The sequence below is a fragment of the Paraflavitalea speifideaquila genome, assembly GCF_032395985.1.
GTDB classification, from domain to species: Bacteria; Bacteroidota; Bacteroidia; order Chitinophagales; family Chitinophagaceae; genus Paraflavitalea; species Paraflavitalea speifideaquila.
This window is the reverse complement of the sequence record NZ_CP135920.1, coordinates 79,708-106,353: the sequence shown is the minus strand read 5'-3', so window position 1 is coordinate 106,353 and position 26,646 is coordinate 79,708. Positions and strand designations below refer to the sequence as shown.

The window sequence follows — 26,646 nt, the reverse complement described above, 5'->3', positions numbered from 1 at the left end:
TGTTAAACTTCTCTTCTCAACACTTCCAGTGGCGGCCGGTTCACCACACTGCGGCTGTTAAAAATGCCAATTAGAATAGTCAGCAGTGAGATGGCTGCAAACAGGATAACAATAGGCCACCAACTGGGCGAGAAAGGCGTTTTGAAACTATACGTGGCCAGTGCCCAGCTACCTACCAATGACAACAGGATGCCGGTAGCTGCTGCCAATGCACCCAGGAAAAAATATTCGAGGGCTGTAATGATGAGTATTTGCTTTCTGCTGGCGCCCAATGTACGCAGGAGTACGCTTTCTTGCATGCGCTGGTATTTACTAATGAGAACGGAAGCAATCAGTACGATCAATCCGGTGATGATGCTAAAGCCCGCCATGAAGCGGATGACAAAACCAATTTGGCTAAGCACATCATCCAATACTTTTAGGATAAGGTGGAGATCAATGATGGAAATATTGGGATAATGAAGTACCACGGCTTGCTGAAAGCGGGCAGATACTTCGGGTGATGGTACGCGGGTAATAAGTACATGGAATTGGGGTGCAGGCTCCAGAACGCCTGGAGGAAACACGACGCGGAAATTGGTTTGCACGCGCTGCCAATCTACCTGGCGCATGCTTGTTATGACGGTAGGTACCAGGGCGCCTTGCACATTGAACAGGATGCTATCGCCCATTTTTACATTGATGCGTTTGGCATATTGTTCTTCCATGGAAATGGGCACTACTGCACCAGGGTATTTGACGGGTTTGGAAAGTTTGCCCGCAGTAAGTTTCTCCGAATCGGTGAGGGAATCGCGGTAAGTAACGCGAAACTCCCATTCAAAGGCGTGTTCGGATATTTTGGAGGTGGTATCTTTTTTACATCGGCCGCTGTTTTTCCGTTGATGGCTTCAATGCGCATGGTAACAATGGGCACCTGTTGCAATACGGGCAACTGGTATTGTTTGGCCAGGGCGGCTACGGAATCCTTCTGGCTGCTTTGTATATCAAACAGTACCATATTGGGCTGGCTACCGCTGCCGGTTAAACTTACGCGGTTGATGAGCATGGTTTGAATAAAGTACAGGGTACTGATGAATAACGCGCCCAGGCCAATGGTGGTAATGAGGATGAGGGTTTGGTTATTGGGGCGGTAAAGGTTGGCAAATCCCTGCCGCCACAAGTAGCTCCAGGAGGAAGGAAAGAAACGACGCACGAGCCACATCAGCAATTGTGCAATGCCGGCCAATACGAGGAAGGCAGTCAATATGCTTATGGTAAATACAATGGCCTGTACCCAACTGTGTACCTGCCACCAGGTAAACAGGACGATGAAAGCAAGGATGAGGAGGTACACGAGCCATTTGAGGGGATCGCGGAAAAAGCGGGTGGGCTCGAAAGATAAACGCAAAGTATACAGGGGGATACATTGCGTACGGAAAGTAAAGGCAACAAACCAAAGAGGGCAGCAATGACAGCACCCAGGGCAATGCCTTTACCCACAGAGGGCCAGGAGATGCCGGCATTTATTTGGATGGGCAAAAAGTCTTTCAATACGGTTGGCAATACCTGCTGAATAAGGGTACCAACAAGGGCGCCCAATATAGAGCCGATAATACCAATACCAATGATCTGGATCAGGTAGATGAGGAATGCCTGAGAGGAATTAACACCCAGGCAACGCAGGATGGCAATGGAGCTGATCTTCTCCCTCATGTAAATATGAATGGCGCTGGCTACTCCAATACAGCCAAGCAGGAGGGCAATAAAACTGATGAGGGTAAGAAACTCGTTGACATCATCAAAGGAGCGCCCGGTATTTCTTTTACGTTCTTCTACGGTATCGTAATCCAGTCCGGCTTTTTCCAGTCGCGGCTCCAGGGTGGTTACCACTTTATTTACCTGCGTGGGATCTTTGTATTTATAATAGAAATTAACGGCTACGCGGCTGCCTCTTTGTACCAGGCCTGTTTTTCGAGGTATTGGAGGGGTATATATACGGGTGGAGCCACGGTAGTGGAAAGACCTGTACGACCGGGGCCTTGTTGAGTACGCCTGCAATGGCAAAGGCTACATCGCCTATTTGTATGGAATCGCCTACCTGGGCATTGAATTGCAGCATGAGGGTTTTATCTACCAGGGCCTGTTTTTGTAAACGGAAGGCTTTGCCAGCCTTGACAGGGTGGTTTCAAGGCGCCGTAATAAGGGAAATCGCCTTGCAGGGCACGTACCTGTACCAAGCGGGTGCCCTGGCTTTTGGTGAAATAGATCATGGAAGCAAACATGCGTTCTTCGGACCGTTGATCGCCCAGTGAATCGAGCAGGGGACGGATGCTTTTAGCTATGGGCTTATTGCTCTCGATCACCAGATCGGCACCCACCAGGGTTTGGGCTTGTGCATCTATATCCTTGCGCACATTATCGCCCAGGGAAAAAGTGGCTACCAGGGCCGCAATGCCCAATATAATAGACGAGATAAAAAGCAGGAGACGGGAGCGGTTGCGCCGGCTATCGCGCCAGGCCATGAGCAATAGCCACCTTAGGTTCAGCTTCTTTTTATAGATGAATCTTTCTCTATCCATTATGCGGGTTTCAAAATTTAATAATGTCTAAGGACGGTTGCTTTTGTGTAGGGTTGTTATAAAGCAGAAAGGCTCGATTGCCTGTTGGCCAGGACTATTAATTATGTTCATCCCCTACCAGGTGGCCGCCTTTGATCTTAATGATACGTTTTGTTTGGGCGGCCAATTCCAGGTTGTGGGTTACAATAACCAGGGTAGTGCCTGCTTCCTGGTTCAGGCCGAAGAGTAGTTTGATCACCTTATCGCTCGTTTCGGCATCGAGGTTGCCGGTAGGTTCATCGGCAAACAATATGCGGGGATTGTTGGAAAAGGCACGTGCCAGGGATACCCGTTGTTGTTCTCCACCCGACAATTGGGATGGGTAATGATGTACGCGGTCGGCCAGGCCCACTTTGTCCAGCAGCTCCAGGGCACGGGGGCGGATATTCTTTTCTCCCCTTAATTCCAGGGGCACCATTACATTTTCCAATGCGGTAAGGGTAGGCAATAGCTGGAAGTTTTGGAAGATGAACCCTACATAGCGGTTGCGCACCTGGGCCCGCTCATCCTCACTCAATTCATTGAGCCGGATATTATTAAGCTCCACGGCGCCATTGCTGGCACGGTCGAGCCCGGCGCATAGGCCCAGCAGGGTGGTTTTGCCACTGCCCGAAGGGCCTACAATGGAAATAGTGGAACCCGCCTCTACAGAAAAGTTAATGTCATTGAGTACATGCAGGGTATGGCCACCACCTTCGTAAGTTTTGCTTAAATTCCGGATATTCAGAATAGTCTCCATAAGTTTGTTTATAGGTAGTGGAACGGCATACCGGCCACCACTGGAATGATGTTGATTTATATAGTCGGGCGGGTCGTTCTTTTATTACTGTTGGCCATCTTTTTAATATGGGCTGCTACCCTCCTGAAAATACGCCTATAAAACGAACATAAAAACGCGCTACATGTTTAATGGAATCATAATTCGGACCATAAAATATTATATGCTGAAAATATTGCTGATAAGTGGTGTGGCAGGGATGCTGGCACTGGCAGGCTGTAAGGACAAGCCGGCTACGCAAGAGAACAGTGAAACCCCGGCGGCCAAAACAACAGCGGCCAGTCAGTCTGCTGCGAAGGATTCGGCCAGGCATCTTGTATTTTTGGCAATAGCCTGACGGCCGGTTATGGCCTCGATCCAACAGAGGCATTCCCGGCGGTAATACAGGGAATGGTAGATTCTTTACGATTGCCTTATAAAGTGGTGAATGCAGGGCTAAGTGGTGAAACCACGGCTGGGGGAAGGGCCGGATTGACTGGTTATTGCAGCAGCCGGTGGATGTATTTGTACTGGAGCTGGGCGGTAATGACGGACTGCGGGGTATACCGGTGAGTGAAACAGGTAAGAACCTACAAGCGATCATCGACCGGGTAAAGGCCAAATACCCCACTGCCAAAATATTACTGGCAGGCATGCAGGTGCCGCCGAATATGGGCAGCAAGTATGCGGGCGAGTTTAGGGCGGTATTCAAGACACTGGCCGAAAAGAATAATATTCCACTGATCCCCTTTCTCCTGGAAGGAGTGGGTGGCGTACCAGAATTAAACCAACCCGATGGCATACACCCTACGGCCAAGGGCGCCATTATAGTAGCCGGAAATGTGTGGAAAGAGTTAAAGAAGCTGTTGTAAGGTGAACAGGTAATAGAGAATCAACGTCCACAATCTCCAGCAAGGTGAGCCGCTCCGCCACCCGGCGGATGCAGTGCTGCAGAGCGACCCACCTTTGTTTACCGCTTGTCGAAGGGTTTCAAGGGAAAAGTGAACAGTCTCTACAGACGGCTTCAACAAGTAACGACAGGCAAAGGGTGAGCCGTGCCTGAAGTGCGACCAACCTTTTGATAGGTGAATGGTGAAACGTTTGCTACTAAGCTGGCTGTTTGGCCAGGTACTCCTTGAGGAAAGTACCCAGAATTTGGGTCCAACCTTCGCGGTGGCTATTGGCTGATACAGAGGCAGGGTATTGCGCCGGCATCTTATCCAGTCCCTCGTGAGTTAAACGCAGCAAGGTTTGATCACCCTGCGGGAATAACTCAAAGGTTACAATGGTTTCATGGGGAAACTCATCAAAGCTCCAGGTATGGACCAGTTTACGTCCGGGTACGACATCTAATATCTTGCACGAGGTAGGGTATTTCTTACCTTGGTCTTCTCCAATGTATTTGAATTCAAATCCTACTTCCAGTTTAAATTCCGGTACTTCAAAATACCATTGTTTCATTTTGTCTTTATCGGTGATGGCTGACCATACGGCTTCGGCAGGAGCGTTGAGTTTGGTTTCAATGATAACAGGTGAAGATGTCATGGTGTTGGATGTTTTTTTGCCACAATGGGCAAGGATAAATAAAGTGCTTAGTGGTATCAGATTGTGCTGTTATAACCATTAAATTTTTAGCTATTGAGAGCGGGTTCCTGATGTGTTGCTGATACATCGGGATTGTGATCGGACACCAGGTTCAGGCGGATGCCGTATTCCAAAAAGGCTTTCAGTCCCGATAATACGAAGGTCCAGCCTTCTGTTTGTCCAACTACATATTCTACCAGTTTTTTATCGCCTGCATCCCAGCCTTTTTCTTCAACGCTCACATAGGTAGCCTCCTTTCCCTTTGGGGTAAATGTAAGGTCAACGGTCGTCACCAGTCCCCCAGGCCCGGGCCAGGTGAAAAAGATCAATTTGTTTTTCAGGATGGCATGTGGGGAAACTTCTGTACTAACCCCATAATCGTCCCAATACCAGGTAACGGGTTTGCCGGCGTCGAGCCGGTCCGAACCACGGCTATACCAGAATTGGGAGGTGATGGCCGGATCAATAAAAGCTTCAAATACTTCGGCTACGGGTTTGCGGATAAGCAGGGAAGCTTTGGCCACCGGCGGGGCTGCCAGGCTTTTACCATCCTTCGTTTCGGCCAGGATGGCTTTGTATTTTTCCCGGGCCTGTTCTGCCACCTGTTGCCAGGCTATTTCGGACCAGGGAGGGACCGGTTTGCCATCCAGCGCCATAGACAAGGTATCGAGGATATAATGCCAGCCAGGGCCAGCACCAGTAAGATAAACAGGAGCAACAAGGCGCTCAGTAAATCGTAGCCGGCAGGTGTTATCGGTTTCCTGGAACAATTCCCAGCGAACCACGGAAATATCATTGGGAAAGGACTTACTGGTCCAGGTATATTCCAGCAGGCTTTGTTCTTTTAACTGGTGGATCTTGCCATTGATCACCATACCCTGCATAAGGATGGTAATATCGCCTTGTTCTCTAAGGTCGATGGTAGTAGCGCCCAGCCATTGGCTCATTTTATTGGGATGGGTAATGGCTTCCCATACTTCATGGATGGGATGATTGAAGTAACGCTCGAAAATGATATCATAGATCTCCCCGGTTTTGTGGAAAGTGCCGAAATGGCTGGAGAGGATTATTTTAGGATCGGCCATAAGGATGGTGTTTAATTAGCATTTTTATATAAATATCAGGCCTAATGGCCTGGATGCATTATTGTTTTTATCAAGCCGGAGGCTTGAAAATAGGCGTCACTAGCCGGAGGCTAGCGACTGTAGCGGAAACCAGGCGTCATCCCGATATGTGGCGGGAAGGCTAGCGACTGTAGCAATATCAGGCCCCGCCCTAAAGGGCGGGGCAGTAGGCCTGGCTGCAGTCCTCATCATGCAATATCCGAAACCCTTCGGTTACAAATATAGGGAAACCGGTTGGTTACCCAATTATTTTTTATTTCCCCACCGCGCATAGCATAAAATCCACATTTGGGGCAAACTGATTGCTGAGCCCAATACATGCTTAGATTTGCCACTATACCATTTGGGAATGACGCATCCGTTTTTTACTTATCAGAAGTTTATAAAGGATACTGTGGCGCTGAAATTGTTGCGAACGGGCAATGCGTCATTGATCCTCAGCTTCTTACACACAGCCTTCCGGGATACGGATCGAATCTACATTAGCAGCGCCGACCTGATCCAGCACCTGGCCAATTACCTGCAGGAGATCGATTACACGGATGCCGACCAGGAAACGGCGGTGCGGGAGTTGGGATATTCGTACGAAGACAAGGCGCGTAACTACATCAACCGTTGGACGGATGAAGCCTATCTGCACAATTTTATAGATGATGGCAGCAAGCAGGTCATGTACCAACTGAGCCGTCATACGGCCAAAGCGTTCCAGGTATATGAATTGTTGCAGGAGCGGGAATTTGTAGGTACAGAAAGTAAGTTTGAAGACCTGTTCCAGAAATTGCAGGCGCTGGTAACGAATAGCAATAGTAATCCTGATGAGCGCATATTGCAACTGGAAAAAGAAAAGAAAGAACTGCAGCAGCAGATCAATGAGATCAAACGCAGCAATACAGCTACCACTTTTGAAGGGTACCAGGTAAAGAGCCGCTGGGAAGAGATCGTTCGCCTGAGCAATGAACTGACAGGCGATTTCAAGGAAGTAGAAGACAATTTCAAAGATATATACCGGCAGATCAGCCTGGAGCATGCGGATGCCAAACTAACAAAGGGTCAGTTACTGAAACTAACCTTTGATGCGTTGGATGAATTGAGGAATAATGACCAGGGCAAGAGTTTTTATGCTTTCTGGATGTTCCTGATGAATGATGAGAAGCAGGAAGAGCTGAACCAGCTAACTGATGCGGTATACCGGGTATTGGAAATGCACCAGGTGACTACAGAGCATCAAAGTCTACGCAAGCTGAAGACGCGCTTGCACTACGCCGCCAAAAAGGTATTGGATACCAATGAGCTGCTGGGGTATAAGCTTAGTCGCATTGTAGCGGAAAAGGAACAGGCTGACCGGAGGGCTTTGAAGGAAACCCTGCAGCAGGTATTCCAGGTGGCCATTCAGCGGCTGGAAAAGCCGGTAACCGAAAGGGCTTTCTATATTACGGTAGATGAAAGGCCGGATATCAAAATGCCGCTGGAAAGGAAGCCGGGAGAAAAGCCTGTGGAGAGTAAGTTTGATGCTACGCCGAAGGAAGCCACGCTGCAACTGGATGCGGCGGCAGCACTGAATGGACTGTATGGGGATGAAATGATCGATAAAGGTTTATTGCTGAAGAATATACAGAGCCTGCTCAACAAGCAAACGCAGGTAAGCCTGAAGCAAGTGGTGGAAGCCTATCCTTTGAAGAAAGGGCTGGCCGAGTTGCTGGCTTATATTACGTTGATACAGCAGTATGAAAAACATGCGGTGAGTGAAGCCGCAACAGAAGACATACTGTTCGACGCACTGCAAAAGAAGCATTTACGTTTACCGCAAATTATATTCAATAAATGAGTGTGACATTGTTGCCATACGCAAAAGCCATTGTGCAATTGCTCCGAGGCCCGGTATACTTTGATGACCAGGAGTATTGGAACCAGTTGCTAAAATACCAGGTGGAGATCACTCAGCATTTTAGCGGGCTGGGGTTGGATACGGTGATCCAAAAAGAAGACGGGTACGCTTTTATACGGCAGACGGAGCTGGATGACCGAGGCACCACAATTGGCCTGATCAGCAGGAGGCCATTGACCTATGAGGTAAGCTTATTGTGTGTGTTGCTGCGCAAATTGCTCGATGATTTTGAGATCAGTAATACGGAGAATAAACGTTTTTACCTGAAGCGCAAACAGCTACGCGCCGAGCTGGAAACCTTCTTCAAGGAGAAGAGTAATAAGGTAAAACTATTGAAAGACCTGGATAGTTATATTAACCAGGTGTTGGACCTGGGTTATATTAAGGTAACGGAAAGTGATGAGCAATACCGGGATGAAGACACGTTTGAGGTGCGCACGATCATTAAGGCGCGGTTCAGCAATGATGTATGCCTGGATTTTCTAAATCAACTGAAAGAAGATGTTAAGCCTGTTTAGTACAGATAGCAGTAAGGCTGGTTTTCGTTTACATAAGATGCAGTTGTACAACTGGGGTACTTTTGATGGCTCCATTTATACGATCAATCCGGAAAGTGAGAACAGCTTATTAACGGGGGCGAATGGTAGTGGTAAAACGACGCTGGTGCATGCCATGCTGACGTTACTGGCGGCAGAGCGGCGGATGCGTTCTTTTAACCAGAGTGCAGAAGGGAAGACGAAGAATGAGCGGAGTGAGGAAAGTTATGTACTGGGTGAATATGGTGAAGAGACGGATAGTGATACGGGTATACAAACTGCCCAGCGGTTGCGCAATGACAAAACGAAGACGTATTCCATTGTACTGGGCACCTTCAAAAATGAGGACCGCTTTGTAACCCTGGTGCAATGCCGCTGGTTCAGCGGGGCGGAGTTGAAAAAGAGTTTTATTATCGCGCATGCCGAGTTGAATATACAGGAACATTTCAGGCATTTTGATGCGCAAGGGAATTGGAAGAAGGTATTGCGGCAGCAGTTTCCCAAGCGGGGCAGCAAGGACTTGATCGAGTTCTTTGATGGCCCCAAGGAGTATGGCCAGAAGGTGCGTCATTATTTTGGGATGCGGAGTGAGAAGGCGCAGATGCTGTTTAACCAAACGATCAGTTTGAAGATACTGGGTAGCCTGGACGATTTTATCCGCAACCAGATGCTGGAAGAGAATGATATGGAGCAGGAGTTCATTAACCTGAAGGAACAATTCAAAACGCTGAGTGATACGCATACAGCGATTGAGAAAACGGTTAAGCAAATTGAGCTGTTGCAACCAGTACAGGTACTGCACCTGAAAGAACAGGAGTTAAAGAAGCAATCTGATTATTACGAGAACCTGCAACAAATACAACCTTATTATTTTGCGGCCCTGGAGGGTAAGCTGCTGACAGATGTAATAGAAGAAGCCAATCAGCAGTTAGGCACGGCCAAAAAGAAAAACAGGAGCTGGAAAACCATATTGCCGGAACGGATGAGCGGGAGCGGAAGATTGACAGTGATATCCGCAATAGTGATATGGGCCGGCAGATAGCCGATATGGAAAGAGAGCTGCGCTTGTTGGAAGTAAAGAAGGTACAACAGCAGGAGCAAAGTGACGCGCTCAATGAATGGCTGCGCACGGCAGGGTTTGGCGTCAACCCTTCCAAGCTGGAACTGGAAAGATATAAGGAGAAGGCTGGGCAGCAACAGTCTTCCTTAGACAATGAGCTGGCCATTGCCCGGCGAAAATTGTACAGTTCGGAAGATGTGTTGGCGGTGCAGCAACGGGAGTATGATCAGCTGGACAGGAGATCGCCTTATTGCGACAGCAGAAGAATAACATTACGGGCCGGGTAGCTCAGATCCGGGCCGAGATATTGAGCATTGTGGGGCATCGGCTAATGAGATCCCCTTTATTGGGGAGCTGATACAAGTGTTACCCGAAGAAAGTAAGTGGGAGCCTGCGCTTGAAAATCTATTGCATGGCTTTGCCTTGCGCATGATCATTCCTACCAAGTATTACCAGCAGGCTACCAGCTTCATTAATGACAATGACCTGCGGGGCCGTATCGTATACCACCATTACCACAAAGATGAGGGGCTGGGCCGTATGATGAAAGCGGACCGGGATAGTATCCTACACAAACTGGAAATAAAGGAAGACTCGCCCTACGGCAATTGGGTGTATGAGCAATTGTTACAATCTTATAATTATGCGGCCGTACAGAATGTAAAGCAACTGCAGCAATATGACCGGGCCATCACCATGCAGGGACTTACGAAGAACAAGCACCGGCATGAGAAGAATGATAGTCCGGATGCCAAACGGCGCCAGCAATATGTACTGGGATGGGATAATATGGCCAAGATCAAATCGCTGGTGAAGGATCTAGCTGACCTGGAAAAACGATAGACGAAACGAAGCGACAGGGGAAAAAGCTGGAAGGTCACATCAGGGAGCTGGAGCAGAAGCAAGGGGTGTTACGACAAATTATCAGTATCAAGGAGTTTGAAGTCATCGACTGGAAAAGTACCAGCAATACTATACAGCAGCAAACCAAGCAACTGCAGGATTTGCAGAAAGGGAATAAAACGCTGGATGCTTTGCGTAAGCAACAATCTTTATTGCGGGAAGAGTTGCGGCAATTGAAGCAGGAAAATGAAGCGCTGGCCGAGAAAATGGGAGGCTTAAAGAATAAGGTGGAAGCCTGGAACCTGGCGGTGCAAAGGTCGGAAGACATTCAGCGGCGCTATGGAGCTTCGGATGTACAAGCTCACCTGCCCTTGATAGAAAGCTATGTAAAAGAAGAAATTGATTATACGATTGATCTGGATGTATTGGAGAAAGTGCAGAACCAGATCCGGACAGCTATTCGCAATAAGGCCAGGGTATATACGGATGATGTGCAAAATACCACCCGCCAATTGGAACAGGCGATGCGTAAGTTCAAGAATCCTGACGATGCCAGTTTGCACCAACAGTTTCCTGACTGGAAGAACAGCACGTTTACCCTGAGTGACAGTGCCGAGTTTGTAGGGGAGTATATTGTACTGCTGCGCAAACTGCAACAGGAAGAACTGAAGGAGCAGCAACAGCGGTTTAAGAAGTACCTGAATGAGGAAATGATCAACCGCATGAGTAGCTTCAAGGAAAACCTGGATGCGGAGGCTGCCAGGATCAAGGACAATATTGGCAAGCTGAACCAGGCATTGAAGAATATTACCTACCGGCAAAATCCACAAACCTTTATACAGCTGGACTGCAAGGAAGAATTGAATCAACAGATCAAGGATTTCAAGTACCAGCTCAATAACTGGAAGCCTAACCTGGCAGAGTATCAACGGACACAGGATGACAGCATCCTGGAGAACAGTTTTGTAAAGATCAAAACACTACTGGATGATCTTACCAAACAGGAAAGCTGGCGCCGGGAAGTATTGGATGTGCGTAACTGGCTGAAGTTTACGGCCAAGGAGATCAAAGCGGAAGACAAGCAAACGGTACACCGCAGTTATACGGGCACTGAAAAGCTGAGTGGTGGGGAACAGGCGCAGTTAACGTATACCATTCTGGGTTCGGCCATTGCCCACCAGTTTGGTATTCATAGTGATGGGTATGAGACGCGTTCTTTCCGGTTTATTTGTGTGGATGAGGCATTCAGCCGGCAGGATGAGGAAAAAGCGCGTTACCTGATGGACCTGTGCCGGCAGTTGCACCTGCAGTTGATGGTGGTATCGCCTGCCAAAGCCGATGAGGTGAAAATTGTAGAACCTTATATTTCCAAAGTGCATTTTGTGTACCGGCGTAATCACCGGGACAGTGTGGTGTACGATATGAGTATTATGCAGTTCCAGGAAAACAGGTCGAAGTTTTTGAGCAAAAAGAAAGTGGAGGCATAGGAGGTAAGCGGTGAGACGCCAACAGTGATTTGTCACTTCAGACCAAGAATATAACAGTTTGTACAGGCTGACAGGCTTGTATTTGTCTTAAGCATTATCTTGGTATTACACCCGGCATCCCGCTTATCTTAAAAACTTCGCTGTTATGAAAACAGTTATTGCATTAAGCATTGCCTTGCTGGTTGTATTCACTGGCCCATCCGCTTTTTCCCAACAGACCGATACGGTACTGCTTACACCCGGGCACCGGCTATTAAAAGGCAAGCCCCTGAATGAGGGAGCTACGGCATTTATTTTCTTACTCACCAAAAACGGACAGCAACAAAAAGTAGGCGGCCTTAAAGAGGAATTGCGCATTGTAACGCATGGGGAGAGAAAAGCTATCTGCGGGTGTGCCAGATAAACTTTGGCACCAATAACATCCTCGATAGTGGTCTTGCGGAGTTCAAATCCTTACAGCCTATTTATCACCGATCGTACCAAAGCAATAAGGTGATGCGGTTTGACTTTACGGATGCCCTGGTGTCGGGCAGCATTACCTATAAGGATTCTGCAAATCAGCGTATGGAACCTGTACGGCATACCACCACAGGGCCTTTGTTCGATTCTTACTATGAGGATATCATTGCCAGGCGCCTTGCCTTTAAAAAGGGGCTTGCTTTTAAGTTCTCCGAATACATTTATGAAAGGGGTGGCCAGGTTTGGGCAACGGGTGAAGTGGTGGGACTGCAATTGAAACAGGAAGGAAAGGGGCGCTCCGTAAAAGCCTGGGAAATCAGGTTTTATGAAAAAAATCCCACAGGCTCAACGGTGCGGGAAACCACTTACTTAATTGATGCCAGGGACCGGCATATTATTTCACGGGAATACAAAATGGGAGCTACCATTTTGCTTATGCAGGTGGATGTCTAAGCTCTCACTTACCCAACTTCCTGCTCATCGGCAAAGGAAGCATCCATGATATCATCCAGCATATTGGCCGATTCCTCTTTGGGCAGTTCCTGTACATTACGCAACTTCTTTTCAATAGCGCGTGAGCGTACGCCGGCCTGCTCGATCACATTGCTGGCTTCCTGCAGTTTCTTTTGTGTTTTTCCAGGATGCCGCCAAAGTTGCCAAACTCTGTTTTCACAGCGCCCAGCAATTGCCATACTTCACTGGAACGTTTTTCAATAGCCAGTGTGCGGAAGCCCATCTGGAAGCTATTCAACAGGGCCGATAAAGTTGTGGGGCCGGTAATAATGATCTTATAATCTCTTCGCAGTGTCTCAAACAAGCCGGGCATGCGCAATACTTCAGCATAAAGGCTCTCAAAGGGAAGGAACAGGATAGCAAAGTCGGTGGTATTGGGCGGGTCGATGTATTTGGAGGAGATATCGAAAGCGCATTTCCGGATTCCTTTGATAAAGCTCTTGCGAAACTCCTCTACCAGTTCGGGAGCCGCTTTGTCATAAGCATCCATCAGCAGCTCAAAGTCTTCTTTGGGAAATTTGGAGTCGACGGGTAACCATATATGTTTGTCCCTGCCATCCCTGCCCGGCAATTTAACGGCAAACTCCACCAGGGCATTCGACCCTTCCCGGGTTCTTACATTCTTTCCGTACTGCTCAGGCGTAAGGATTTCGTCGAGGATACTTTCTAATTGGTATTCGCCCAGGATACCACGGGATTTTACATTGGTTAGTACGCGTTTAAGATCGCCCACACCGGTAGCCAGCTGCTGCATATCACCCAGGCCTTTGTGTACAGCTTCCAGGCGTTCACTCACCTGTTTAAAGGATTCACCCAGGCGGCTTTCAAGGGTTTTCTGCAATTTCTCATCTACTGTTGCCCGCATCTCTTCCAGTTTCTTTTCATTACCTGTTTGCATATCGGCGATCTTCTTTTCCAATGTTTCTCTCAACTGGTCAAGCCGTTGGGTTGTGGTGGTATTTTGTTCAGTCTGTTTGTTCAGCAGTGCCAGGAAATTTTCTTTCTGGGAAGTGTTGAATTCACCCAGGGATTTAGAGAAGGCTTCCAGTTGTTCTTTCTGGCGGGTGGCATTATCTTTCATGGCAATGCTCAATTGTTCGCCAAAGCGTTGCAGGCTTTGGTCAATTCTTCCCGGGCGTCGCGGTTGGTCGTACTGGCTTCTACCCTATTGACGCTGATCTCGGTTTTTACGGCCGCTTCTATGCGGCCCACTTCACCAGCAAGGGTTGTCATATTAAAGCGGATATCAGCCAGCTGACTATTTTCATTTTTGCCAGCCATCTTCACGAGGATCGCTACTACGACAAGCAGCAGTAGGAGGGCTGCCGCCAGCAGCATATACAGAATAGTCATGGGTTAGTAATTTAGTTTGGATACTACGATATTACGTTTTTTTCGCGGCAGGGGATGTAATTTTTATAACCGCGATGTGCGTAACTCCTATCCTACCCGGTGCAATATTATTGGCCCGGATTCAAAAATCATTCCGGTTTCCCGTAGCCCTGGTGAAGAAATACCTTAAAACGGGTATCTGGCAGATGAGGATATTATTGAGGGATTCCTAACAGGATAGAGCAATTGTTTTTAAATCTTTTTCAATATCTGTTTTGCCAATTGATTTGTTTTCTTATTTTTGTAGCATGATTCGCAACAATACATATCTACTGTCTTTATCACTCAGTTGCTATAGTAGCAACCTGAAGGGCAGTTACATGTATGCGTATCAAATACTTAGCCAATAAGATACACTTTATAAATGCATGAAAAGCCCTTCAGGTCCAGTACTTGAAGGGTTTTTTGTTTTTATCCTTTGGGATATCCGGTTGTGGTAGTATAGCGCTACTCAATATACCGGATAACCGAAGTGGGGATGTTTTGTCCAGTCAGCCCTTTAGCCCAACGGAAGAGGCGCCTGTTTTAGAAACAGATCAGTGTGGGTTCGAATCCCACAGGGGCTACACGTAAAATGTGAATCGGCAGTCTTGATTCGGCAGTCGGCAGTCGTTTACTTTGGTTGATATGTAAAATTCAAGTCGTATAGTCCAACTGGAAGAGACAACAGATTTAAAACCTGTACAGTCCGGGTTCAAATCCCGGCACGACTACTCAAGAGCAAGTACCCAATGCTGGCAGCGGGGTTGGTCTGCAAAACCAATTCAACAGGGGTTCGATTCCCTTCTTGCTCTCACGGGAAGGTTAGCATAATTGGTAATGCAGCAGTCTTGAAAACTGCCGTACGTGTAATGCGTTTGCAGGTTCGAGTCCTGCACCTTCCGCTTGTTCATTAATACACAGTTTGTGTAGGATGGGATTTAAAAATACGGAGAGCAGGCAGATATTGGTTTGCTGCGGCATCCTGCTAAGATGTTCCATGCCGAAAGGTGTGGTGAAGGTTCGATCCCTTCGTTCTCCGCCAGTTAAATTTATTCCAGGGGCGTCGGTAACGATGGAGGCGTTACGACAGACTGTAAATCTGTTACATTAGAAACACAGAGCGTTCGAATCGCTCACGCCCCACAAAACTTTAGGCATCTCATGGCCGTTGGGTCAACCATTTTGATCTTGGTTGTTTAAATCAATTTGGTCTATGATTGATTTTATTGTATTCAACTGTTCTACTGCTGTAGCTGTTGATTCTGTAATACAAAACCCAACGACATTATAATTTGCTTTGATTTTTCTTATAAGTTCAGCAACGTCCGCCACTGAAGAACCATTGTTTGTCGGAAACATTGAAAACTCATATTCGGACTTATCCAAAACGTCTAAGTCAAGATGAATGTAAACGTTTTTAAAACGCTTCATTTTATCTTGAATGTGTTCAAATTGACATTCTGCAATGGTTGTAATATTCTGTTGTATGATATATTCCCTTTCAGGCTCATCTAAGTCCCTCAATCCAACAAAACATATTTGTTGTGGGTTCAGTCTTGAAAACAGTAAGCCAATAAATTCCGGGTTTCCCTCTCCCAATAGCATTCGTAATGGCATTCCATGAAATGTTTTGCTTGGGAGCTTTCCGAGTATTCAGATCTGCGTGTGCATCTATATAAATGACACCTATATCTTCCTGGTATATCTTATTTAGATAGGAAATAGGTATGACCTCAATTCCACAGTCGCCTCCAATAACTGATAATTTATCCAGTTTACTGTTACTAATTATTTCTTTGAAAAGCTTTGTCTGTTCAAGTATTGGTTCAAAGCACTTAATGTTGTTGATTGTTGTTAAAGGCTTGGTTGAAAGTGGGATAATAGTGGTCTCACTATCCTTGAAATAAGAAATGAAAGTCTCAGCTCCTACTTTTAAATCATCCGTGAAACCTGAACCTTGCCACTGTGGATTAATGAAAATCATAATTCTATTATTTAGTGTTTTATATAATCAGTGAAAGTGCTTAACAGGCTCTCTAAATGTACTACCAATATTGTATTTCCGCTATTTTACGTTTCTTTTGACAGGCGCCATTTATACAAATTATTATTTTCAAGCTGCCCAGCCAAATATTTAAAGTTATCATAGGGTCAAGAAAACTTGTTATCCGGCAATGCAACATGCGCTATATTTACAAATACTCCTAACAGATGCTGCTTATGAAAAAAGGAACCTTATTGCTTTGCCTATTGACCGCTATCTATTGTCAGGCTCAGGTAAAAACCGGAACCTTAGTTTGGAAGTATCCTACCCAAAACAAGATCGCAACCACTCCCTTTGTAGACAGTGCACATATTTATTACGGCAATGATGACGGAAATTTTTACTGTCATGCCATCAGCGATGGGCGCTTGTTGTGGAAGTACGCTGCAGGCAAACCCATCAGGTCGTCGGCTACGGTAGCGGAAGGCAAGGTGTATTTTGGCTGTGAGGACGGGCAGGTGTATGCCCTGCATGCACACACAGGGGCTTTACAATGGAAGTTTGCCACGAAGGGAGAGCGCAATTATGACTTGTGGGATTATTACCGGTCATCGCCTGTAGCCCATAAAGGCCGGGTGATCATTGGCAGTGGTGATGGCAATGTATATGCTATTGATGCGAAAAATGGCCAGGAGCTTTGGCATTTTACAACAGGGGTATTGTCCATGCCGACCCGGTAGTAAGTAATGATACGGTTTTTATCGGCAGTTTTGATGGCTATTTCTATGCCTTGCACAGCACAACAGGAGCGCTGCTCTGGAAGTTCAAAACCATTGGCGACCGGAATTTCCCCAAGGGGGAGGTGCAGAAAGCAGCGCTGGTAACCAAGGAGGCTGTTTACTTTGGCAGCCGGGACTATAATATTTATGCGCTGAATAGATCTACAGGTATTGGCCTTTGGAATATGAAAGAACAGGGCAGCTGGATCATTTCCACTCCACTGGAAAAGAATGGCAAGCTGTTTTTCGGTACTTCGGATTCTCATGCCTTTTATTCCCTCAATAGCTTTTATGGTGAATTGCAATGGAAAGCGCCACTGCCCTTACGTACTTACAATACACCGGTAGCTTATGACACGCTCATCTTAGCAGGCTGCTTTGATGGATCCCTCTATGGATTTGGAGAAAAGAAAGGGCAGGTGGCCTGGAAGTTCCAGACTGATGGCAGCAAAAGGAACTACAGTACTGTGTACAATGAAACAGGCCATTTCAGAAAGGACTTCACCATGTATGGCAATGATCCGGTGACGCTGGCCTCTGAGCAAAAGATCATGAGCCTGGGCAGCATTTTGTCGACCCCTGTGATCAGGGCTGGTGTAGCGTATTTTGGAAGTGCTGATGGGCATTTGTATGCGGTCAGCATCAATTAGAAGTGATCTTCCCGGTCTCTTTTACGGCATCTCTTACCAGCTTCCGGGCGAGGGTATCGGCCTGGATATTGTATTGGTTGTGTTCGTTTACTTTCTGGTGTGCTTTTATTTTAACAAATTCCAGTTCGAAAGACAAGGACTGTTGCAGTAGTTGTTTTACCAATGTAGCATTGGGCAGTGGCGCTCCTTTTTGATTGCAGTAATCAAATCTTATTAATTTTTCCCGACGGGCTATCAGGCCCACCACATACTGACTGTCGGAAATAATCTTTATGTTGTTGATGGCGGTATATTGGTCATTTACATATTCGATGGCCTTGATAACAGCGGTTAACTCCATGGCATTGTTGGTAGTAGTGCTGGCTGTTCCGCTGAGCAGGTGCTTTTCTGTTCCTACCAATACAATGGCTACCCAGGCGCCTATTTTGGCCAGGGTGTGACAACTACCATCTGTATATATCTCGGCAATACTGATCATCGGCTATGGGGTGGAAAGTTCTGTTAAGTCTGCCTTATTTATGAGCATTAAAAAGCCCGCCTTTACAAGCGGGCTACTATAATAAGTTGAATATAGATTGACTATGCTTCTTTCAATAATTTCATGAAAAGTGCGGCCTGCTCCTTGGTTTTAATAACCTGGTGCAGGGAAGAACTGGGCGCCAATTTAACTTCGGCTTTTTTGCCTGTTCCCTTAGCCTTTTGGTAAGGGCGGCCAACTTACGTTCTATTGTCTTGTTCATGTTCCCCAAATTTACGGTGTTTTTTTGAATTTAGAAACCCTGCTGCACGCTCCTATTTCAAGTTGAAAATGAAATAGTTATACATGTGATCCTGAGAAATCAGGGCGCCTTTCTCTATCCGGAAAGGGTAAGGCATGATGTCTTCAAAATCAAACGGGTTATCATACTGGGTTTTACCAAAGCGGGTAATGCGCACAAAGTACTTAACGCCAAACATGCGGAAGTGTTGGTTGAGGTAAGGAAAATTCCTTTGAGGGCCCGGTAATAAAAGTAGGCCCGCGCATTGTTTGAGCCGTCGATACCCAGGTAATGGCCAGGGTTGGTCTTTAAATAAGCCAGGGCAGAAAAGAGAATGGTAGAGAAGACTTTGGAATAATCGGAATGGGTCAACTCGGCCTTGTCGTCAATTTTGCCTTTGGCGTTCTGCGGCCCGAAGGAGAGGTTGTATACATTGGGCAACAGGGCATGTGACTGGTTGCTGATCTTGACGATTAACGGCAGGGCCTGGCCGTTGTTGAGTTTGGTATTGAAGGTACTCACCTTCAGGTCGTGGGAAATATTATCTATTTCGTACAGGTTATTGAAATCTATCTTTAAAGAGGCAGCCATTTATGGATGTATTTGGGTAAGGTAATGGTATCTGCAAAATATACATATATGGGGAACTTTTTATACTTCGGAGGTTTATTTAACTTACTGGCAGTTTTACTATTTTCCATTCAAATTATTACCCCTTGCACCTAACGGAAGAACAGGTATTGGCCTTGGCACCGGATGAACCGTCGAAGAAATCGGGGAAGGACCTTTGCAATCCCGCCAAATGGGTGAGCAAGGGGGCCAGCGAAACAGCACTCTGGGGCGAATGCCAGGGCAGTGGCAGCAAGCCTTACCAAACGCAGGTTGACCTGTTGAATATTGCCTTTAAGTGTTCCTGCCCCAGTAGAAAATTTCCTTGTAAACATGGTATCGGGTTGTTGTTGTTGCATGCACGGCATGGAGGCAGCTTTACTGTGGGTGAGCCGCCTGGCTGGGTTACAGAATGGCTGAGCAAGCGGATTGAAAAACAGGAGAAGCAGGCAGAGAAGAAAGACAAGCCGGTAGATGAGGCAGCGCAAGCAAAACGCCAACAGGCCAGGCAACAAAAAGTAGAGGATGGTGTGCAGGACTTGTTGTTGTGGATCAAAGATATTATCCGGAATGGGTTGGTAAATGTGCCGGAGAAGGAAGCTGTCTATTTTGAAAATATGTCGAAGCGGATGGTGGATGCGCAGGCGCCGGGCCTGGCCAATATGGTGAAAGGTCTGGGTGAAGTGAACTTTTATCAGGAGGGCTGGCAAACTGCCTTCCTGGACCAAATAGTACGCATTTACCTGGTATTAAGCGGCTTTATGCAGAGTGAGCAGCTTGGTGAGGGGTTGCAGCAAGATATTCGCCAGGCAATCGGTTTTACACAAAATCAGGAAGCGCTGAAAGAGCAACCAGGGATTACTGATACCTGGCTGATCATGGGCAAGCAAACATCGGAAGAAGACAATCTTGCGGTAGAACGAAACTGGCTATATGGCATTCATAGCAAGATGTATGCTTTGGTACTTCAGTTTTTGCGCGGGGCAAAGTATTACTTCTTTGCCATTGACCCCGGGCCTTTTCATCGAAGCGGAACTGGTGTACTATCCTTCTGTGATCCCGTTGCGGGCAATCATCAAAAAGCAAATCAATTCCAACGGTACAGCGGCCTTCAAGGGGTTTGAACATTGGGAGCAGGTAACGGAAGCTGAAACCAGCTTCAGCAGCCAGGTGCCCTTCAGGAATGAGCGGCCTTATATTATTGAACAACTGCGGCCGGTACTGTATAACCAGCAATGGTGGCTGCAGGATACAGCGCAGGCACTGATGCCGGTGAGTACAGGATTCAAGAATATATGGAAGTTATTGTCGCTAAGCGGGGGCGAGGCATTGAATATGGCGGTAATTGGTAAAGAAAAAACATTTACCCCTATTGGGGTATGGCATCATAATGAGTATAAACTTTTATAAGGTAGTATGGACCTGTGGCAAGAAATATTGAATACGGCGTTGTTGGGAACAGACAAACGTATGGCCTCTACAGAAGGGCTGCCCACTGATCTGCAAGGGGTGGCAGGGCTGATCGTGGAAGGCAAGGCTTCTGATAAAGAAGAGCAGTTTTACAACTGGCTGCACTGGCATTTAATTACCGGCAATGCGGCGTACTGGCCTTAAAAAAGAAACGATGGGAATAGATCTGGCCGGGGAGGAGGAAAGGGCATATTGTTCTCCGGCTTCCATGCAGGTATTGAAAGATATCCTGGATGCGGAAAACATTCCTTTACTCACCTTGTGGTTAGAAAAATGCAGGGAGCGGGAACTATTGATCCAACCAGATTTGTTACCCGTAGTTCTGTCGCTGGGTAGGCCATATAAAAACTGCAACCGCTGTTGGGAGCTTGCTGTGGCAAACGGGGAGCCTGGCTCATGCAATTTAACCCGGACTGGAATTTCTCTACCAGTACGACGCATGAAGAAATATGGCAAACGGGGACGCTGGAGCAAAGGAAATCTGTATTACAGGAGGTACGGGCAGTAAACGCGCTCCAGGCACGCGAATGGCTGCAGACCACCTGGGCGCAAGAGGACGCCAATACGAAAACGGAATTGCTGGGCATATTATCCAATAATATTGGCGAAGCAGATATGGCTTTCCTGGAAAGCCTATCAACCGAAAAAGCAAGAAGGTGAAAGAGCTGGCGGTACGGCTACTGAAACAAATACCCGGTTCGGCCATTGTGCAGCAATATCAAAGGATCATGGAGCAGGCAGTCACCTTACAAACAGAAAAGGGGCTACTGGGTTTATCGAAAAGGTCCTCGCTGGAGATTCAATTACCAGCCGTCCTGGATGAAGGCATCTTTAAAACAGGCATTGATAAGTTAAGTAATACCCATGCTTTTACGGACGATGAATTCATCATTTATCAGTTGACGCAGGTAACACCGCTTTCGTTCTGGGAACAACAGCTAGGCAAGGAGCCGGAGGGGGTGATTGAATTGCTGCAAAAGGACAAAACGGCCAAAAGTTACTGCCTGCCCTGGTTGATGCGTTGGTATTAAGAGCAGATAAACGCTGGGCATTGGCCTTTATGCAACAAAGTGATACGTTTTACCTGGACATCCTTCCCTTATTGCCGGTGGACAAACAAGAGTTTTACAGTCAGCAGTTCTTTAGTCAGCATGCCGACAGCATTATCAACTATGCGGTACAACGGACAGATGAATGGAGCCTGGCTTTTACAGAACTGGTAATACAGCATACTGTAAAAATCCCTATCAATACAACCGGCAATTCTATCATGAGCATATAGAACGGATCCCGGCAATCGTTGGCAGGGAGCTGCACAAATATGCCCCTTCAACAGAAAGTTATAAATCGATATGGAGCAATATAAGCGCCTACCTGGTAAAACTGGTGGGATTAAAAACACAATTATTTCAATCTTTTAACGCCATAAAATAATATCATGTCAGTCATTTTACGCCAGCATGCCGAAGAACTGTTTGCCCAGGAACTGGAGGAGCTACAAAAACAGGACGGTGGCAAGCGCCCTTCCAACTGGAAACTCACGCCTGCTTCGGTAGTTATCTACCTGATGGGCGGAAAACTTAAGAACGGCTTTGAAGTATCGCCCAAATACATTGGCAATAAAAGGCTGATGGAAATTGCCGTGGCTACGCTCACCACCGACAGGGCTTTGCTACTGTATGGCTTGCCAGGTACCGCCAAAAGCTGGGTAAGTGAGCACCTGGCAGCAGGCATTAGTGGCACCTCGGCCATGATCATCCAGGGAACGGCGGGTACTGGAGAAGAAGCCATCCGGTATGGCTGGAATTATGCACGATTGCTGGCGGAAGGGCCTTCGGAGAAAGCATTGGTAGAAACGCCCATGATGCGGGGCATGAAAGATGGAAAGATCGTACGTATTGAAGAGCTTACCCGTATTGGGGCCGATGTGCAGGATACCTTGATCACGATACTCTCTGAAAAACGTTGCCGGTACCAGAACTCAATACAGCAGTGCAGGCAGTAAAGGGATTCAATGTGATCGCTACGGCCAATAACCGCGACAAAGGGGTAAATGAATTGTCCAGCGCATTGAAGCGCCGTTTTAATACGGTGATCCTGCCTGTGCCGGATTCGATTGAAGAGGAAATTGACATTGTACGCCGCCGGGTAGAAAGTTTTGAAAAGGTGATGGAGCTGCCCGCTGAGCCGCCAGCCTTGCAGGAGATCAGGCGGATCGTAACGATCTTCCGGGAATTGCGGAATGGGGTAACGTTGGATGGCAAAACAAAGATCAAGGTACCCAGTGGTACTCTGAGTACAGCGGAAGCGATTTCTGTTGTAAATAGTGGGCTATCGATGGCTGCCTATTTTGGCGATGGACAATTGAAAGCGGCTGACCTGGCAGCAGGGATCATTGGCTCGGTAATAAAAGATCCGGTGCAGGATAAGCTGGTGTGGCAAGAGTACCTGGAAACGGTGGTGAAACCACGGGATGAGTGGAAGGATATTTATAGGGCGTGTAGGGAACTTTAATTTGAGGATTTGAAAATGTGATGATGTGGTAATGCGTTGACGAAGTGGGTGACGAGGGCGTGTTTGCTTCGATAGCTTTTGCGATTAGTCAATTTTGAATCGCATGCCTCGTTGGGAATGTTCAATTGAAATACAGGCAACCTTATTATTGATAATTAATTATGGCAATCCATATACTTGGGATACGGCATCATGGTCCGGGATCGGCGCGGAATGTAAAAGCCTTCCTGGAGGAAGTGAAGCCAGATATTGTGCTGGTGGAAGGTCCGCCGGAAGCGGATGGTTTATTGGAATGGGCCGACCACCCCGCGCTCAAGCCCCTGTAGCGATGTTGGTATACCAGCCGGATGATGCACAGCAGGCTTCTTTCTATCCCTTTGCAACATTTTCTCCGGAATGGCAGGCCATCCAATATGCACGGGCGCAAAAGATCCATGTACGTTTTATGGATTTGCCAGCCGCACACCAGTTTGCACTGGATAAAGAAAAGGCGGCGGGGGCAGGAAGTGAAACAGCCCTGGATGAAGAAGGGCAAAAAGCCAGTGATAGCTTGTCGGATATTAATGTGCCGGTGGAGGAAGAGGGGCCGGCAGTTATGCTCAAAAAAGGACCCGATCAGTTACCTGGCGGAAGCAGCAGGCTTTGCTGATGGAGAAAAATGGTGGGAACACATGTTTGAGCACAGGCAAAATAGTGAGCAGGTGTTTGAAGCGGTATCGGAAGCGATGCAGGTATTGCGGGAAACGATACCCCGGCAGGAAGATAAGCTGGAGCGGTACCGGGAAGCCTGGATGCGTAAATGTATACGGCAGGCAGAGAAGGAAATGTTCCACACCATTGCGGTGGTTTGTGGCGCCTGGCATGCGCCGGCCTTACAAACAATGCCTTCGCAAAAGGAGGACAATGAATTGTTGAAGGGCTTACCGAAAGTAAAGATCGAATGCACCTGGATACCCTGGACGTATGGCCGGCTAAGTTACAACAGTGGTTATGGGGCGGGGATCAATTCGCCGGGCTGGTATGACCATGTGTGGACGCATCCGGCAGATGATGGTACCCGGTGGATGGCCAAGGTAGCGCAATTGTTCAGGAAGGAGCAAATGGATACCTCGGTAGCGCATGTGATCGAAGCGATACGGCTGGCTGAATCGCTGGCATCGCTGCGCAATTTATCGAAAGCAGGGCTGGAAGAATTGAATGAAGCGACCTGGAGTGTGTTGTGTGGTGGTGAAAGTGTTTTGCTGCAACTGATCCATGATGAACTGATCGTCAGCAACCGGATAGGAGAAGTGCCGGAAGCCATACCCAAGCCGCCTTTGCAATTGGACATTGAAAAACTACAGAAGCGGCTGCGATTGCCAGCCACGGCCGACTGGAAGGATTATACGTTGGACCTTCGTAAAGAGAATGACCTGGAGCGCAGTGTTTTTCTGCACCGGCTGTTGTTACTGGAAATATATTGGGGAAAGCAGCAGGGGGTATCGGGTAAGGGAACCTTTAAGGAATCCTGGCGCTTACAATGGGAGCCTGAATTATCGATCCGTGTGATTGAAAAAGGCAATTGGGGCAATACGGTAGGAGAAGCGGCTGAAAAGTATGCGCTTCAAAAAAGGGCGGGAGGCGGATTCGCTGGCCACGGTTTGCGAACTATTACAAAAGGCCATACCGGCCGAAATACATGGGGCTACGGCAGGATTGATCGATCAGCTCAACAATATGGCCGCAGCCAGCGGCGATGTGATACAGTTGATGGAAGTGATACCGGCGCTGGTGAATGTAACGCGGTATGGCAATGTGCGTAAAACGGATACTGACCTGGTATTGGGTATTGTGGATAGTATGATCACACGGATCTGCGTGAGCCTGCCGGCAGCGACTACGGCTGTGAATGAAGAAGCCGCCCAGCAGTTGCTGGAGCTATTTTTCAAACTGAATGATGCGGTGAGCCTGTTGCAGAACACCAGCATCACAAAGCAATGGCAGGAAGCATTGCAACTAATATCAGCCTCCAACAATAGCGCCCCGGTGATCAGGGGTTATGCTACGCGGCTGCTGACAGATTATAAGATACTGGAAGGAGACAGGCTGATCAGGGCATTCAGTTATGCTATGAGTGCCGCTACCCCACCCGATACGGCAGCCGCCTGGCTGGAAGGCTTCTTAAAAGGCAGTGGAACGATCCTGCTAATTGACCAGGAACTTTGGAACCTGGTGAATAACTGGATAGCTACGATCCCGGCAGATGTGTTTACGCAGGTACTTCCTTTATTGCGCAGAACATTTGCCAACTATTCTCAGCCGGAACGAAGAAAGCTGGGAGAGAAAGTAAAATCGGGCAGTGGCGGTACGCTGGCACCAGTTGTAACAGACAATAGCATTGATCCGGAAAGGGGTAAACGAGGTATTCCTGTAGTGCTGCAATTATTAGGTATCACTCAAACTACAACAGCATGACGAATGAAGAGCATTTGCGTAAATGGCGCCTGATACTGGGTGGACAGCAAAATGATGGGACAGGTTTCTCCCTGCAGCAGCAAGACTTATTGATCGATAAAACGCTGGAAGCGTTGTATGACAATGACCGGAAAGGATCGCTGGGCGCTTCTTCGCCCAATGTGGCGCGGTGGCTGGGTGATATCCGTACGTTCTTTCCATCGAGTGTGGTACAGGTGATGCAGCAGGATGCGATGAAACGGTTGAACCTGACGCAAATGTTGTTTGAGAAGGAGATGCTGGAAAATGTAGAACCCGATGTTCACCTGGTAGCTACGCTGATGTCGCTAAGCCGGGTGATACCCGACAAAACAAAGGATACTGCCCGCCAGGTAGTGGGTAAGGTGGTAGAGGAGTTAATGCGTAAGCTGGCGCAACGGACGCAGCAGGCGATTGTGGGCAGTTTGAACAAAAGCGCCCGCAACCGGAGGCCACGACACAATGAAATTAACTGGCATGCTACGATCCTGAAGAACCTGAAACATTACCAACCTGATCATAAGACGATCATTCCTGAAACAAGGATTGGTTATGGCCGGAAACGGAGCTCGCTGAAGGATGTGGTTTTGTGTCTTGACCAAAGTGGGTCGATGGGTACTTCGGTCGTGTACTCAGGTATTTTTGGCTCTGTGATGGCTTCTATTCCCGCCATCAAAACCAAAATGGTGGTATTTGATACGGCGGTGGCCGACCTTACAGAAGAGCTGACAGACCCGGTGGAGCTGTTGTTTGGTGTGCAACTGGGCGGAGGTACGGATATCAATGCGGCGCTTACTTATTGCAAACAGATCATCACGAAACCACTGGATACGGTGCTGGTGCTCATCACCGACCTGTATGAAGGAGGCAATGAAGCGGATATGCGAAAAAGGGCGGTAGAGCTGGTAGCAGCCGGTGTTCAGGTAATCGTATTGCTGGCGCTCAATGATGAGGGGGCGCCTGCTTATGACCACCAAAATGCTCAATTCCTTTCCAACCTGGGCATTCCTGTATTTGCCTGTTCACCCGATAAATTTCCCGACCTGATGGCTGCTGCACTTAGCAAGCAGGATATCGGTATGTGGGCCGCGAAAGAGGACCTTGTCCTTAAAAAGTAACCGATCCAAGGTATTTAACACAGCCCATTTTCAATGACCTGCCGGGTTACCTGGATAGGCTTTTTCAGGGGTC

General features: G+C 47.5%; 33 protein-coding genes, 5 tRNA genes and 4 pseudogenes. 28 read left to right on the top strand and 14 right to left on the bottom strand.

The window, feature by feature from the left end; all coding sequences use genetic code 11:
• Positions 1-2 precede the first annotated feature (2 nt).
• From RS881_RS00805 to RS881_RS00785, 5 genes are all read right to left on the bottom strand, one after another.
• Positions 3-719: an ABC transporter permease gene (locus tag RS881_RS00805; protein ID WP_315819332.1), complete on the bottom strand. Its 717-nt coding sequence runs from the start codon at positions 717-719 to the stop codon at positions 3-5.
• Complete coding sequence (locus tag RS881_RS00800; protein WP_315819331.1) at positions 719-1,243, bottom strand: hypothetical protein; 525 nt, start codon at positions 1,241-1,243, stop codon at positions 719-721. The genes RS881_RS00805 and RS881_RS00800 overlap by 1 nt, the downstream gene beginning before the upstream one ends.
• Positions 1,244-1,248: 5 nt before the next feature.
• Positions 1,249-2,043, bottom strand: a complete 795-nt coding sequence (locus RS881_RS00795; RefSeq protein WP_315819330.1) for an FtsX-like permease family protein — start codon at positions 2,041-2,043, stop codon at positions 1,249-1,251.
• 62 nt (positions 2,044-2,105) lie between these two features.
• Positions 2,106-2,558 (bottom strand): ABC transporter permease, encoded by a 453-nt coding sequence (locus tag RS881_RS00790; RefSeq protein ID WP_315819329.1) that lies wholly within the window; start codon positions 2,556-2,558, stop codon positions 2,106-2,108.
• 97 nt (positions 2,559-2,655) lie between these two features.
• Positions 2,656-3,336, bottom strand: a complete 681-nt coding sequence (locus RS881_RS00785; protein WP_315819328.1) for an ABC transporter ATP-binding protein — start codon at positions 3,334-3,336, stop codon at positions 2,656-2,658.
• A 202-nt stretch (positions 3,337-3,538) separates the two neighbouring features.
• Here RS881_RS00785 and RS881_RS00780 point away from each other — a divergent pair, with 202 nt between their 5' ends.
• The gene (locus RS881_RS00780; protein WP_315819327.1) at positions 3,539-3,712 is read left to right on the top strand and encodes a hypothetical protein; all 174 of its coding nucleotides are present in this window, start codon (positions 3,539-3,541) and stop codon (positions 3,710-3,712) included.
• Positions 3,713-3,869: 157 nt separating this feature from the next.
• On the top strand, positions 3,870-4,226 hold the full coding sequence (locus RS881_RS00775; RefSeq protein ID WP_315819326.1) for a GDSL-type esterase/lipase family protein: 357 nt from the start codon (positions 3,870-3,872) through the stop codon (positions 4,224-4,226).
• A 235-nt stretch (positions 4,227-4,461) separates the two neighbouring features.
• Here the strand turns inward: RS881_RS00775 and RS881_RS00770 are convergent, their stop codons facing one another.
• Together RS881_RS00770 and RS881_RS00765 are read right to left on the bottom strand one after the other, a co-directional pair.
• Positions 4,462-4,899: an SRPBCC family protein gene (locus RS881_RS00770; RefSeq protein ID WP_315819325.1), complete on the bottom strand. Its 438-nt coding sequence runs from the start codon at positions 4,897-4,899 to the stop codon at positions 4,462-4,464.
• 86 nt (positions 4,900-4,985) lie between these two features.
• Positions 4,986-6,023, bottom strand: a complete 1,038-nt coding sequence (locus tag RS881_RS00765; RefSeq protein WP_315819324.1) for an SRPBCC domain-containing protein — start codon at positions 6,021-6,023, stop codon at positions 4,986-4,988.
• A gap of 469 nt (positions 6,024-6,492) precedes the next feature.
• On the opposite strand from RS881_RS00765, the gene RS881_RS00760 reads away from it, so the two are divergent.
• From RS881_RS00760 to RS881_RS00725, 8 genes are all read left to right on the top strand, one after another.
• A complete protein-coding gene (locus RS881_RS00760) occupies positions 6,493-7,887 on the top strand; it encodes a DUF3375 domain-containing protein (RefSeq protein ID WP_425476415.1) in 1,395 nt (464 codons plus the stop codon).
• Positions 7,888-7,919: 32 nt separating this feature from the next.
• Positions 7,920-8,465 carry a DUF4194 domain-containing protein gene (locus RS881_RS00755; protein WP_315819322.1) on the top strand — a complete coding sequence of 182 codons (546 nt, stop codon included), beginning with the start codon at positions 7,920-7,922 and terminating at the stop codon, positions 8,463-8,465.
• Positions 8,449-9,525 (top strand): ATP-binding protein, encoded by a 1,077-nt coding sequence (locus tag RS881_RS00750; protein WP_315819321.1) that lies wholly within the window; start codon positions 8,449-8,451, stop codon positions 9,523-9,525. The genes RS881_RS00755 and RS881_RS00750 overlap by 17 nt, the downstream gene beginning before the upstream one ends.
• On the top strand, positions 9,510-9,830 hold the full coding sequence (locus RS881_RS00745) for a hypothetical protein (RefSeq protein ID WP_315819320.1): 321 nt from the start codon (positions 9,510-9,512) through the stop codon (positions 9,828-9,830). The genes RS881_RS00750 and RS881_RS00745 overlap by 16 nt, the downstream gene beginning before the upstream one ends.
• 76 nt (positions 9,831-9,906) lie before the next feature.
• Entirely contained in the window at positions 9,907-10,386 is a 480-nt protein-coding gene (locus RS881_RS00740; protein WP_315819319.1) for a hypothetical protein, read from the top strand.
• 65 nt (positions 10,387-10,451) lie between these two features.
• Positions 10,452-11,873 (top strand): SbcC/MukB-like Walker B domain-containing protein, encoded by a 1,422-nt coding sequence (locus tag RS881_RS00735; protein ID WP_315819318.1) that lies wholly within the window; start codon positions 10,452-10,454, stop codon positions 11,871-11,873.
• A gap of 145 nt (positions 11,874-12,018) precedes the next feature.
• Entirely contained in the window at positions 12,019-12,276 is a 258-nt protein-coding gene (locus tag RS881_RS00730) for a hypothetical protein (RefSeq protein ID WP_315819317.1), read from the top strand.
• Positions 12,264-12,785, top strand: a complete 522-nt coding sequence (locus tag RS881_RS00725) for a DUF3108 domain-containing protein (protein ID WP_315819316.1) — start codon at positions 12,264-12,266, stop codon at positions 12,783-12,785. The genes RS881_RS00730 and RS881_RS00725 overlap by 13 nt, the downstream gene beginning before the upstream one ends.
• Before the next feature lie 8 nt (positions 12,786-12,793).
• On the opposite strand, the gene RS881_RS00720 is transcribed toward RS881_RS00725, so the two are convergent.
• Genes RS881_RS00720 through RS881_RS00710 form a run of 3 tightly spaced genes read right to left on the bottom strand, consistent with a single transcriptional unit; the run spans position 12,794 to position 14,198 of the window.
• Positions 12,794-12,934 carry a hypothetical protein gene (locus RS881_RS00720; protein WP_315819315.1) on the bottom strand — a complete coding sequence of 47 codons (141 nt, stop codon included), beginning with the start codon at positions 12,932-12,934 and terminating at the stop codon, positions 12,794-12,796.
• Positions 12,931-13,926, bottom strand: coding sequence for a DNA recombination protein RmuC (locus tag RS881_RS00715; protein WP_315819314.1), 996 nt, complete (start codon positions 13,924-13,926; stop codon positions 12,931-12,933). Before RS881_RS00715 ends, RS881_RS00720 begins: the two co-directional genes overlap by 4 nt.
• Before the next feature lie 8 nt (positions 13,927-13,934).
• Positions 13,935-14,198 (bottom strand): hypothetical protein, encoded by a 264-nt coding sequence (locus RS881_RS00710; protein ID WP_315819313.1) that lies wholly within the window; start codon positions 14,196-14,198, stop codon positions 13,935-13,937.
• A 532-nt stretch (positions 14,199-14,730) separates the two neighbouring features.
• Between RS881_RS00710 and RS881_RS00705 the strand changes: the two genes are divergently transcribed.
• From RS881_RS00705 to RS881_RS00685, 5 genes are all read left to right on the top strand, one after another.
• Positions 14,731-14,803, top strand: a tRNA-Leu gene (locus tag RS881_RS00705).
• Between the two features lie 73 nt (positions 14,804-14,876).
• Positions 14,877-14,950 (top strand) — tRNA-Leu (locus RS881_RS00700).
• 5 nt (positions 14,951-14,955) lie between these two features.
• Positions 14,956-15,031: transfer RNA gene (locus tag RS881_RS00695), tRNA-Cys, on the top strand.
• Between the two features lie 4 nt (positions 15,032-15,035).
• Positions 15,036-15,121 (top strand) — tRNA-Ser (locus tag RS881_RS00690).
• 46 nt (positions 15,122-15,167) lie between these two features.
• Positions 15,168-15,261, top strand: a tRNA-Ser gene (locus RS881_RS00685).
• Between the two features lie 131 nt (positions 15,262-15,392).
• On the opposite strand, the gene RS881_RS00680 is transcribed toward RS881_RS00685, so the two are convergent.
• Both RS881_RS00680 and RS881_RS00675 read right to left on the bottom strand, forming a co-directional pair.
• The gene (locus RS881_RS00680; protein ID WP_315819312.1) at positions 15,393-15,824 is read right to left on the bottom strand and encodes an arginase family protein; all 432 of its coding nucleotides are present in this window, start codon (positions 15,822-15,824) and stop codon (positions 15,393-15,395) included.
• Positions 15,727-16,203 carry an arginase family protein gene (locus RS881_RS00675; protein ID WP_315819311.1) on the bottom strand — a complete coding sequence of 159 codons (477 nt, stop codon included), beginning with the start codon at positions 16,201-16,203 and terminating at the stop codon, positions 15,727-15,729. The genes RS881_RS00680 and RS881_RS00675 overlap by 98 nt, the downstream gene beginning before the upstream one ends.
• A gap of 236 nt (positions 16,204-16,439) precedes the next feature.
• Here RS881_RS00675 and RS881_RS00670 point away from each other — a divergent pair, with 236 nt between their 5' ends.
• A complete protein-coding gene (locus RS881_RS00670; RefSeq protein ID WP_315819310.1) occupies positions 16,440-16,943 on the top strand; it encodes a PQQ-binding-like beta-propeller repeat protein in 504 nt (167 codons plus the stop codon).
• Positions 16,901-17,632, top strand: coding sequence for a BamB-related PQQ repeat family beta-propellar protein (locus tag RS881_RS00665; RefSeq protein WP_315819309.1), 732 nt, complete (start codon positions 16,901-16,903; stop codon positions 17,630-17,632). Before RS881_RS00670 ends, RS881_RS00665 begins: the two co-directional genes overlap by 43 nt.
• Here the strand turns inward: RS881_RS00665 and RS881_RS00660 are convergent.
• Positions 17,625-18,110 carry an RNase H family protein gene (locus RS881_RS00660; protein WP_315819308.1) on the bottom strand — a complete coding sequence of 162 codons (486 nt, stop codon included), beginning with the start codon at positions 18,108-18,110 and terminating at the stop codon, positions 17,625-17,627. The two genes, RS881_RS00665 and RS881_RS00660, sit on opposite strands and share 8 nt — an antisense overlap.
• Positions 18,111-18,486: 376 nt before the next feature.
• Positions 18,487-18,981, bottom strand: a complete 495-nt coding sequence (locus RS881_RS00655; RefSeq protein WP_315819307.1) for a DUF6934 family protein — start codon at positions 18,979-18,981, stop codon at positions 18,487-18,489.
• A gap of 125 nt (positions 18,982-19,106) precedes the next feature.
• Between RS881_RS00655 and RS881_RS00650 the strand changes: the two genes are divergently transcribed.
• The 11 genes and pseudogenes from RS881_RS00650 (at position 19,107) to RS881_RS00590 (ending at position 26,573) form a co-directional block, all read left to right on the top strand.
• Positions 19,107-20,123 carry an SWIM zinc finger family protein gene (locus tag RS881_RS00650; protein ID WP_315819306.1) on the top strand — a complete coding sequence of 339 codons (1,017 nt, stop codon included), beginning with the start codon at positions 19,107-19,109 and terminating at the stop codon, positions 20,121-20,123.
• The gene (locus RS881_RS00645; RefSeq protein WP_315819305.1) at positions 20,062-20,409 is read left to right on the top strand and encodes a hypothetical protein; all 348 of its coding nucleotides are present in this window, start codon (positions 20,062-20,064) and stop codon (positions 20,407-20,409) included. Before RS881_RS00650 ends, RS881_RS00645 begins: the two co-directional genes overlap by 62 nt.
• 6 nt (positions 20,410-20,415) lie before the next feature.
• On the top strand, positions 20,416-20,613 hold the full coding sequence (locus RS881_RS00640) for a hypothetical protein (RefSeq protein WP_315819304.1): 198 nt from the start codon (positions 20,416-20,418) through the stop codon (positions 20,611-20,613).
• Entirely contained in the window at positions 20,594-20,977 is a 384-nt protein-coding gene (locus RS881_RS62185; RefSeq protein ID WP_484557613.1) for a DUF5691 domain-containing protein, read from the top strand. The genes RS881_RS00640 and RS881_RS62185 overlap by 20 nt, the downstream gene beginning before the upstream one ends.
• A pseudogene (locus RS881_RS58815) lies at positions 20,866-21,751 on the top strand (DUF5691 domain-containing protein). Before RS881_RS62185 ends, RS881_RS58815 begins: the two are co-directional and overlap by 112 nt.
• Before the next feature lie 156 nt (positions 21,752-21,907).
• Positions 21,908-22,494, top strand: a pseudogene (locus RS881_RS62495) (AAA family ATPase); the annotation flags it as partial.
• Positions 22,495-22,638: 144 nt separating this feature from the next.
• The gene (locus RS881_RS62490; RefSeq protein WP_527250453.1) at positions 22,639-22,983 is read left to right on the top strand and encodes a hypothetical protein; all 345 of its coding nucleotides are present in this window, start codon (positions 22,639-22,641) and stop codon (positions 22,981-22,983) included.
• A 161-nt stretch (positions 22,984-23,144) separates the two neighbouring features.
• A pseudogene (locus RS881_RS00605) lies at positions 23,145-23,632 on the top strand (DUF5682 family protein).
• A pseudogene (locus RS881_RS00600) lies at positions 23,547-24,542 on the top strand (DUF5682 family protein); the annotation flags it as partial. The pseudogenes RS881_RS00605 and RS881_RS00600, both read left to right, overlap by 86 nt.
• A 37-nt stretch (positions 24,543-24,579) precedes the next feature.
• On the top strand, positions 24,580-25,437 hold the full coding sequence (locus RS881_RS00595; protein WP_315819296.1) for a DUF5682 family protein: 858 nt from the start codon (positions 24,580-24,582) through the stop codon (positions 25,435-25,437).
• On the top strand, positions 25,434-26,573 hold the full coding sequence (locus RS881_RS00590) for a VWA domain-containing protein (RefSeq protein ID WP_315819295.1): 1,140 nt from the start codon (positions 25,434-25,436) through the stop codon (positions 26,571-26,573). Before RS881_RS00595 ends, RS881_RS00590 begins: the two co-directional genes overlap by 4 nt.
• Positions 26,574-26,646: the final 73 nt, after the last annotated feature.

Coding starts and splice junctions, on each gene's coding strand:
- RS881_RS00790 (WP_315819329.1), bottom strand. CDS start 2,558: ATGGATAGAGAAAGATTCATCTATAAAAAGAAGCTGAACCTAAGGTGG.
- RS881_RS00785 (WP_315819328.1), bottom strand. CDS start 3,336: ATGGAGACTATTCTGAATATCCGGAATTTAAGCAAAACTTACGAAGGT.
- RS881_RS00780 (WP_315819327.1), top strand. CDS start 3,539: ATGCTGAAAATATTGCTGATAAGTGGTGTGGCAGGGATGCTGGCACTG.
- RS881_RS00770 (WP_315819325.1), bottom strand. CDS start 4,899: ATGACATCTTCACCTGTTATCATTGAAACCAAACTCAACGCTCCTGCC.
- RS881_RS00765 (WP_315819324.1), bottom strand. CDS start 6,023: ATGGCCGATCCTAAAATAATCCTCTCCAGCCATTTCGGCACTTTCCAC.
- RS881_RS00750 (WP_315819321.1), top strand. CDS start 8,449: ATGTTAAGCCTGTTTAGTACAGATAGCAGTAAGGCTGGTTTTCGTTTA.
- RS881_RS00745 (WP_315819320.1), top strand. CDS start 9,510: ATGGGCCGGCAGATAGCCGATATGGAAAGAGAGCTGCGCTTGTTGGAA.
- RS881_RS00730 (WP_315819317.1), top strand. CDS start 12,019: ATGAAAACAGTTATTGCATTAAGCATTGCCTTGCTGGTTGTATTCACT.
- RS881_RS00715 (WP_315819314.1), bottom strand. CDS start 13,926: ATGAAAGATAATGCCACCCGCCAGAAAGAACAACTGGAAGCCTTCTCT.
- RS881_RS00710 (WP_315819313.1), bottom strand. CDS start 14,198: ATGACTATTCTGTATATGCTGCTGGCGGCAGCCCTCCTACTGCTGCTT.
- RS881_RS00680 (WP_315819312.1), bottom strand. CDS start 15,824: ATGCTATTGGGAGAGGGAAACCCGGAATTTATTGGCTTACTGTTTTCA.
- RS881_RS00675 (WP_315819311.1), bottom strand. CDS start 16,203: ATGATTTTCATTAATCCACAGTGGCAAGGTTCAGGTTTCACGGATGAT.
- RS881_RS00670 (WP_315819310.1), top strand. CDS start 16,440: ATGAAAAAAGGAACCTTATTGCTTTGCCTATTGACCGCTATCTATTGT.
- RS881_RS00660 (WP_315819308.1), bottom strand. CDS start 18,110: ATGATCAGTATTGCCGAGATATATACAGATGGTAGTTGTCACACCCTG.
- RS881_RS00655 (WP_315819307.1), bottom strand. CDS start 18,981: ATGGCTGCCTCTTTAAAGATAGATTTCAATAACCTGTACGAAATAGAT.
- RS881_RS00640 (WP_315819304.1), top strand. CDS start 20,416: ATGGACCTGTGGCAAGAAATATTGAATACGGCGTTGTTGGGAACAGAC.
- RS881_RS62185 (WP_484557613.1), top strand. CDS start 20,594: ATGCGGCGTACTGGCCTTAAAAAAGAAACGATGGGAATAGATCTGGCC.
- RS881_RS62490 (WP_527250453.1), top strand. CDS start 22,639: ATGGAGCTGCCCGCTGAGCCGCCAGCCTTGCAGGAGATCAGGCGGATC.
- RS881_RS00595 (WP_315819296.1), top strand. CDS start 24,580: ATGCGCTTCAAAAAAGGGCGGGAGGCGGATTCGCTGGCCACGGTTTGC.
- RS881_RS00590 (WP_315819295.1), top strand. CDS start 25,434: ATGACGAATGAAGAGCATTTGCGTAAATGGCGCCTGATACTGGGTGGA.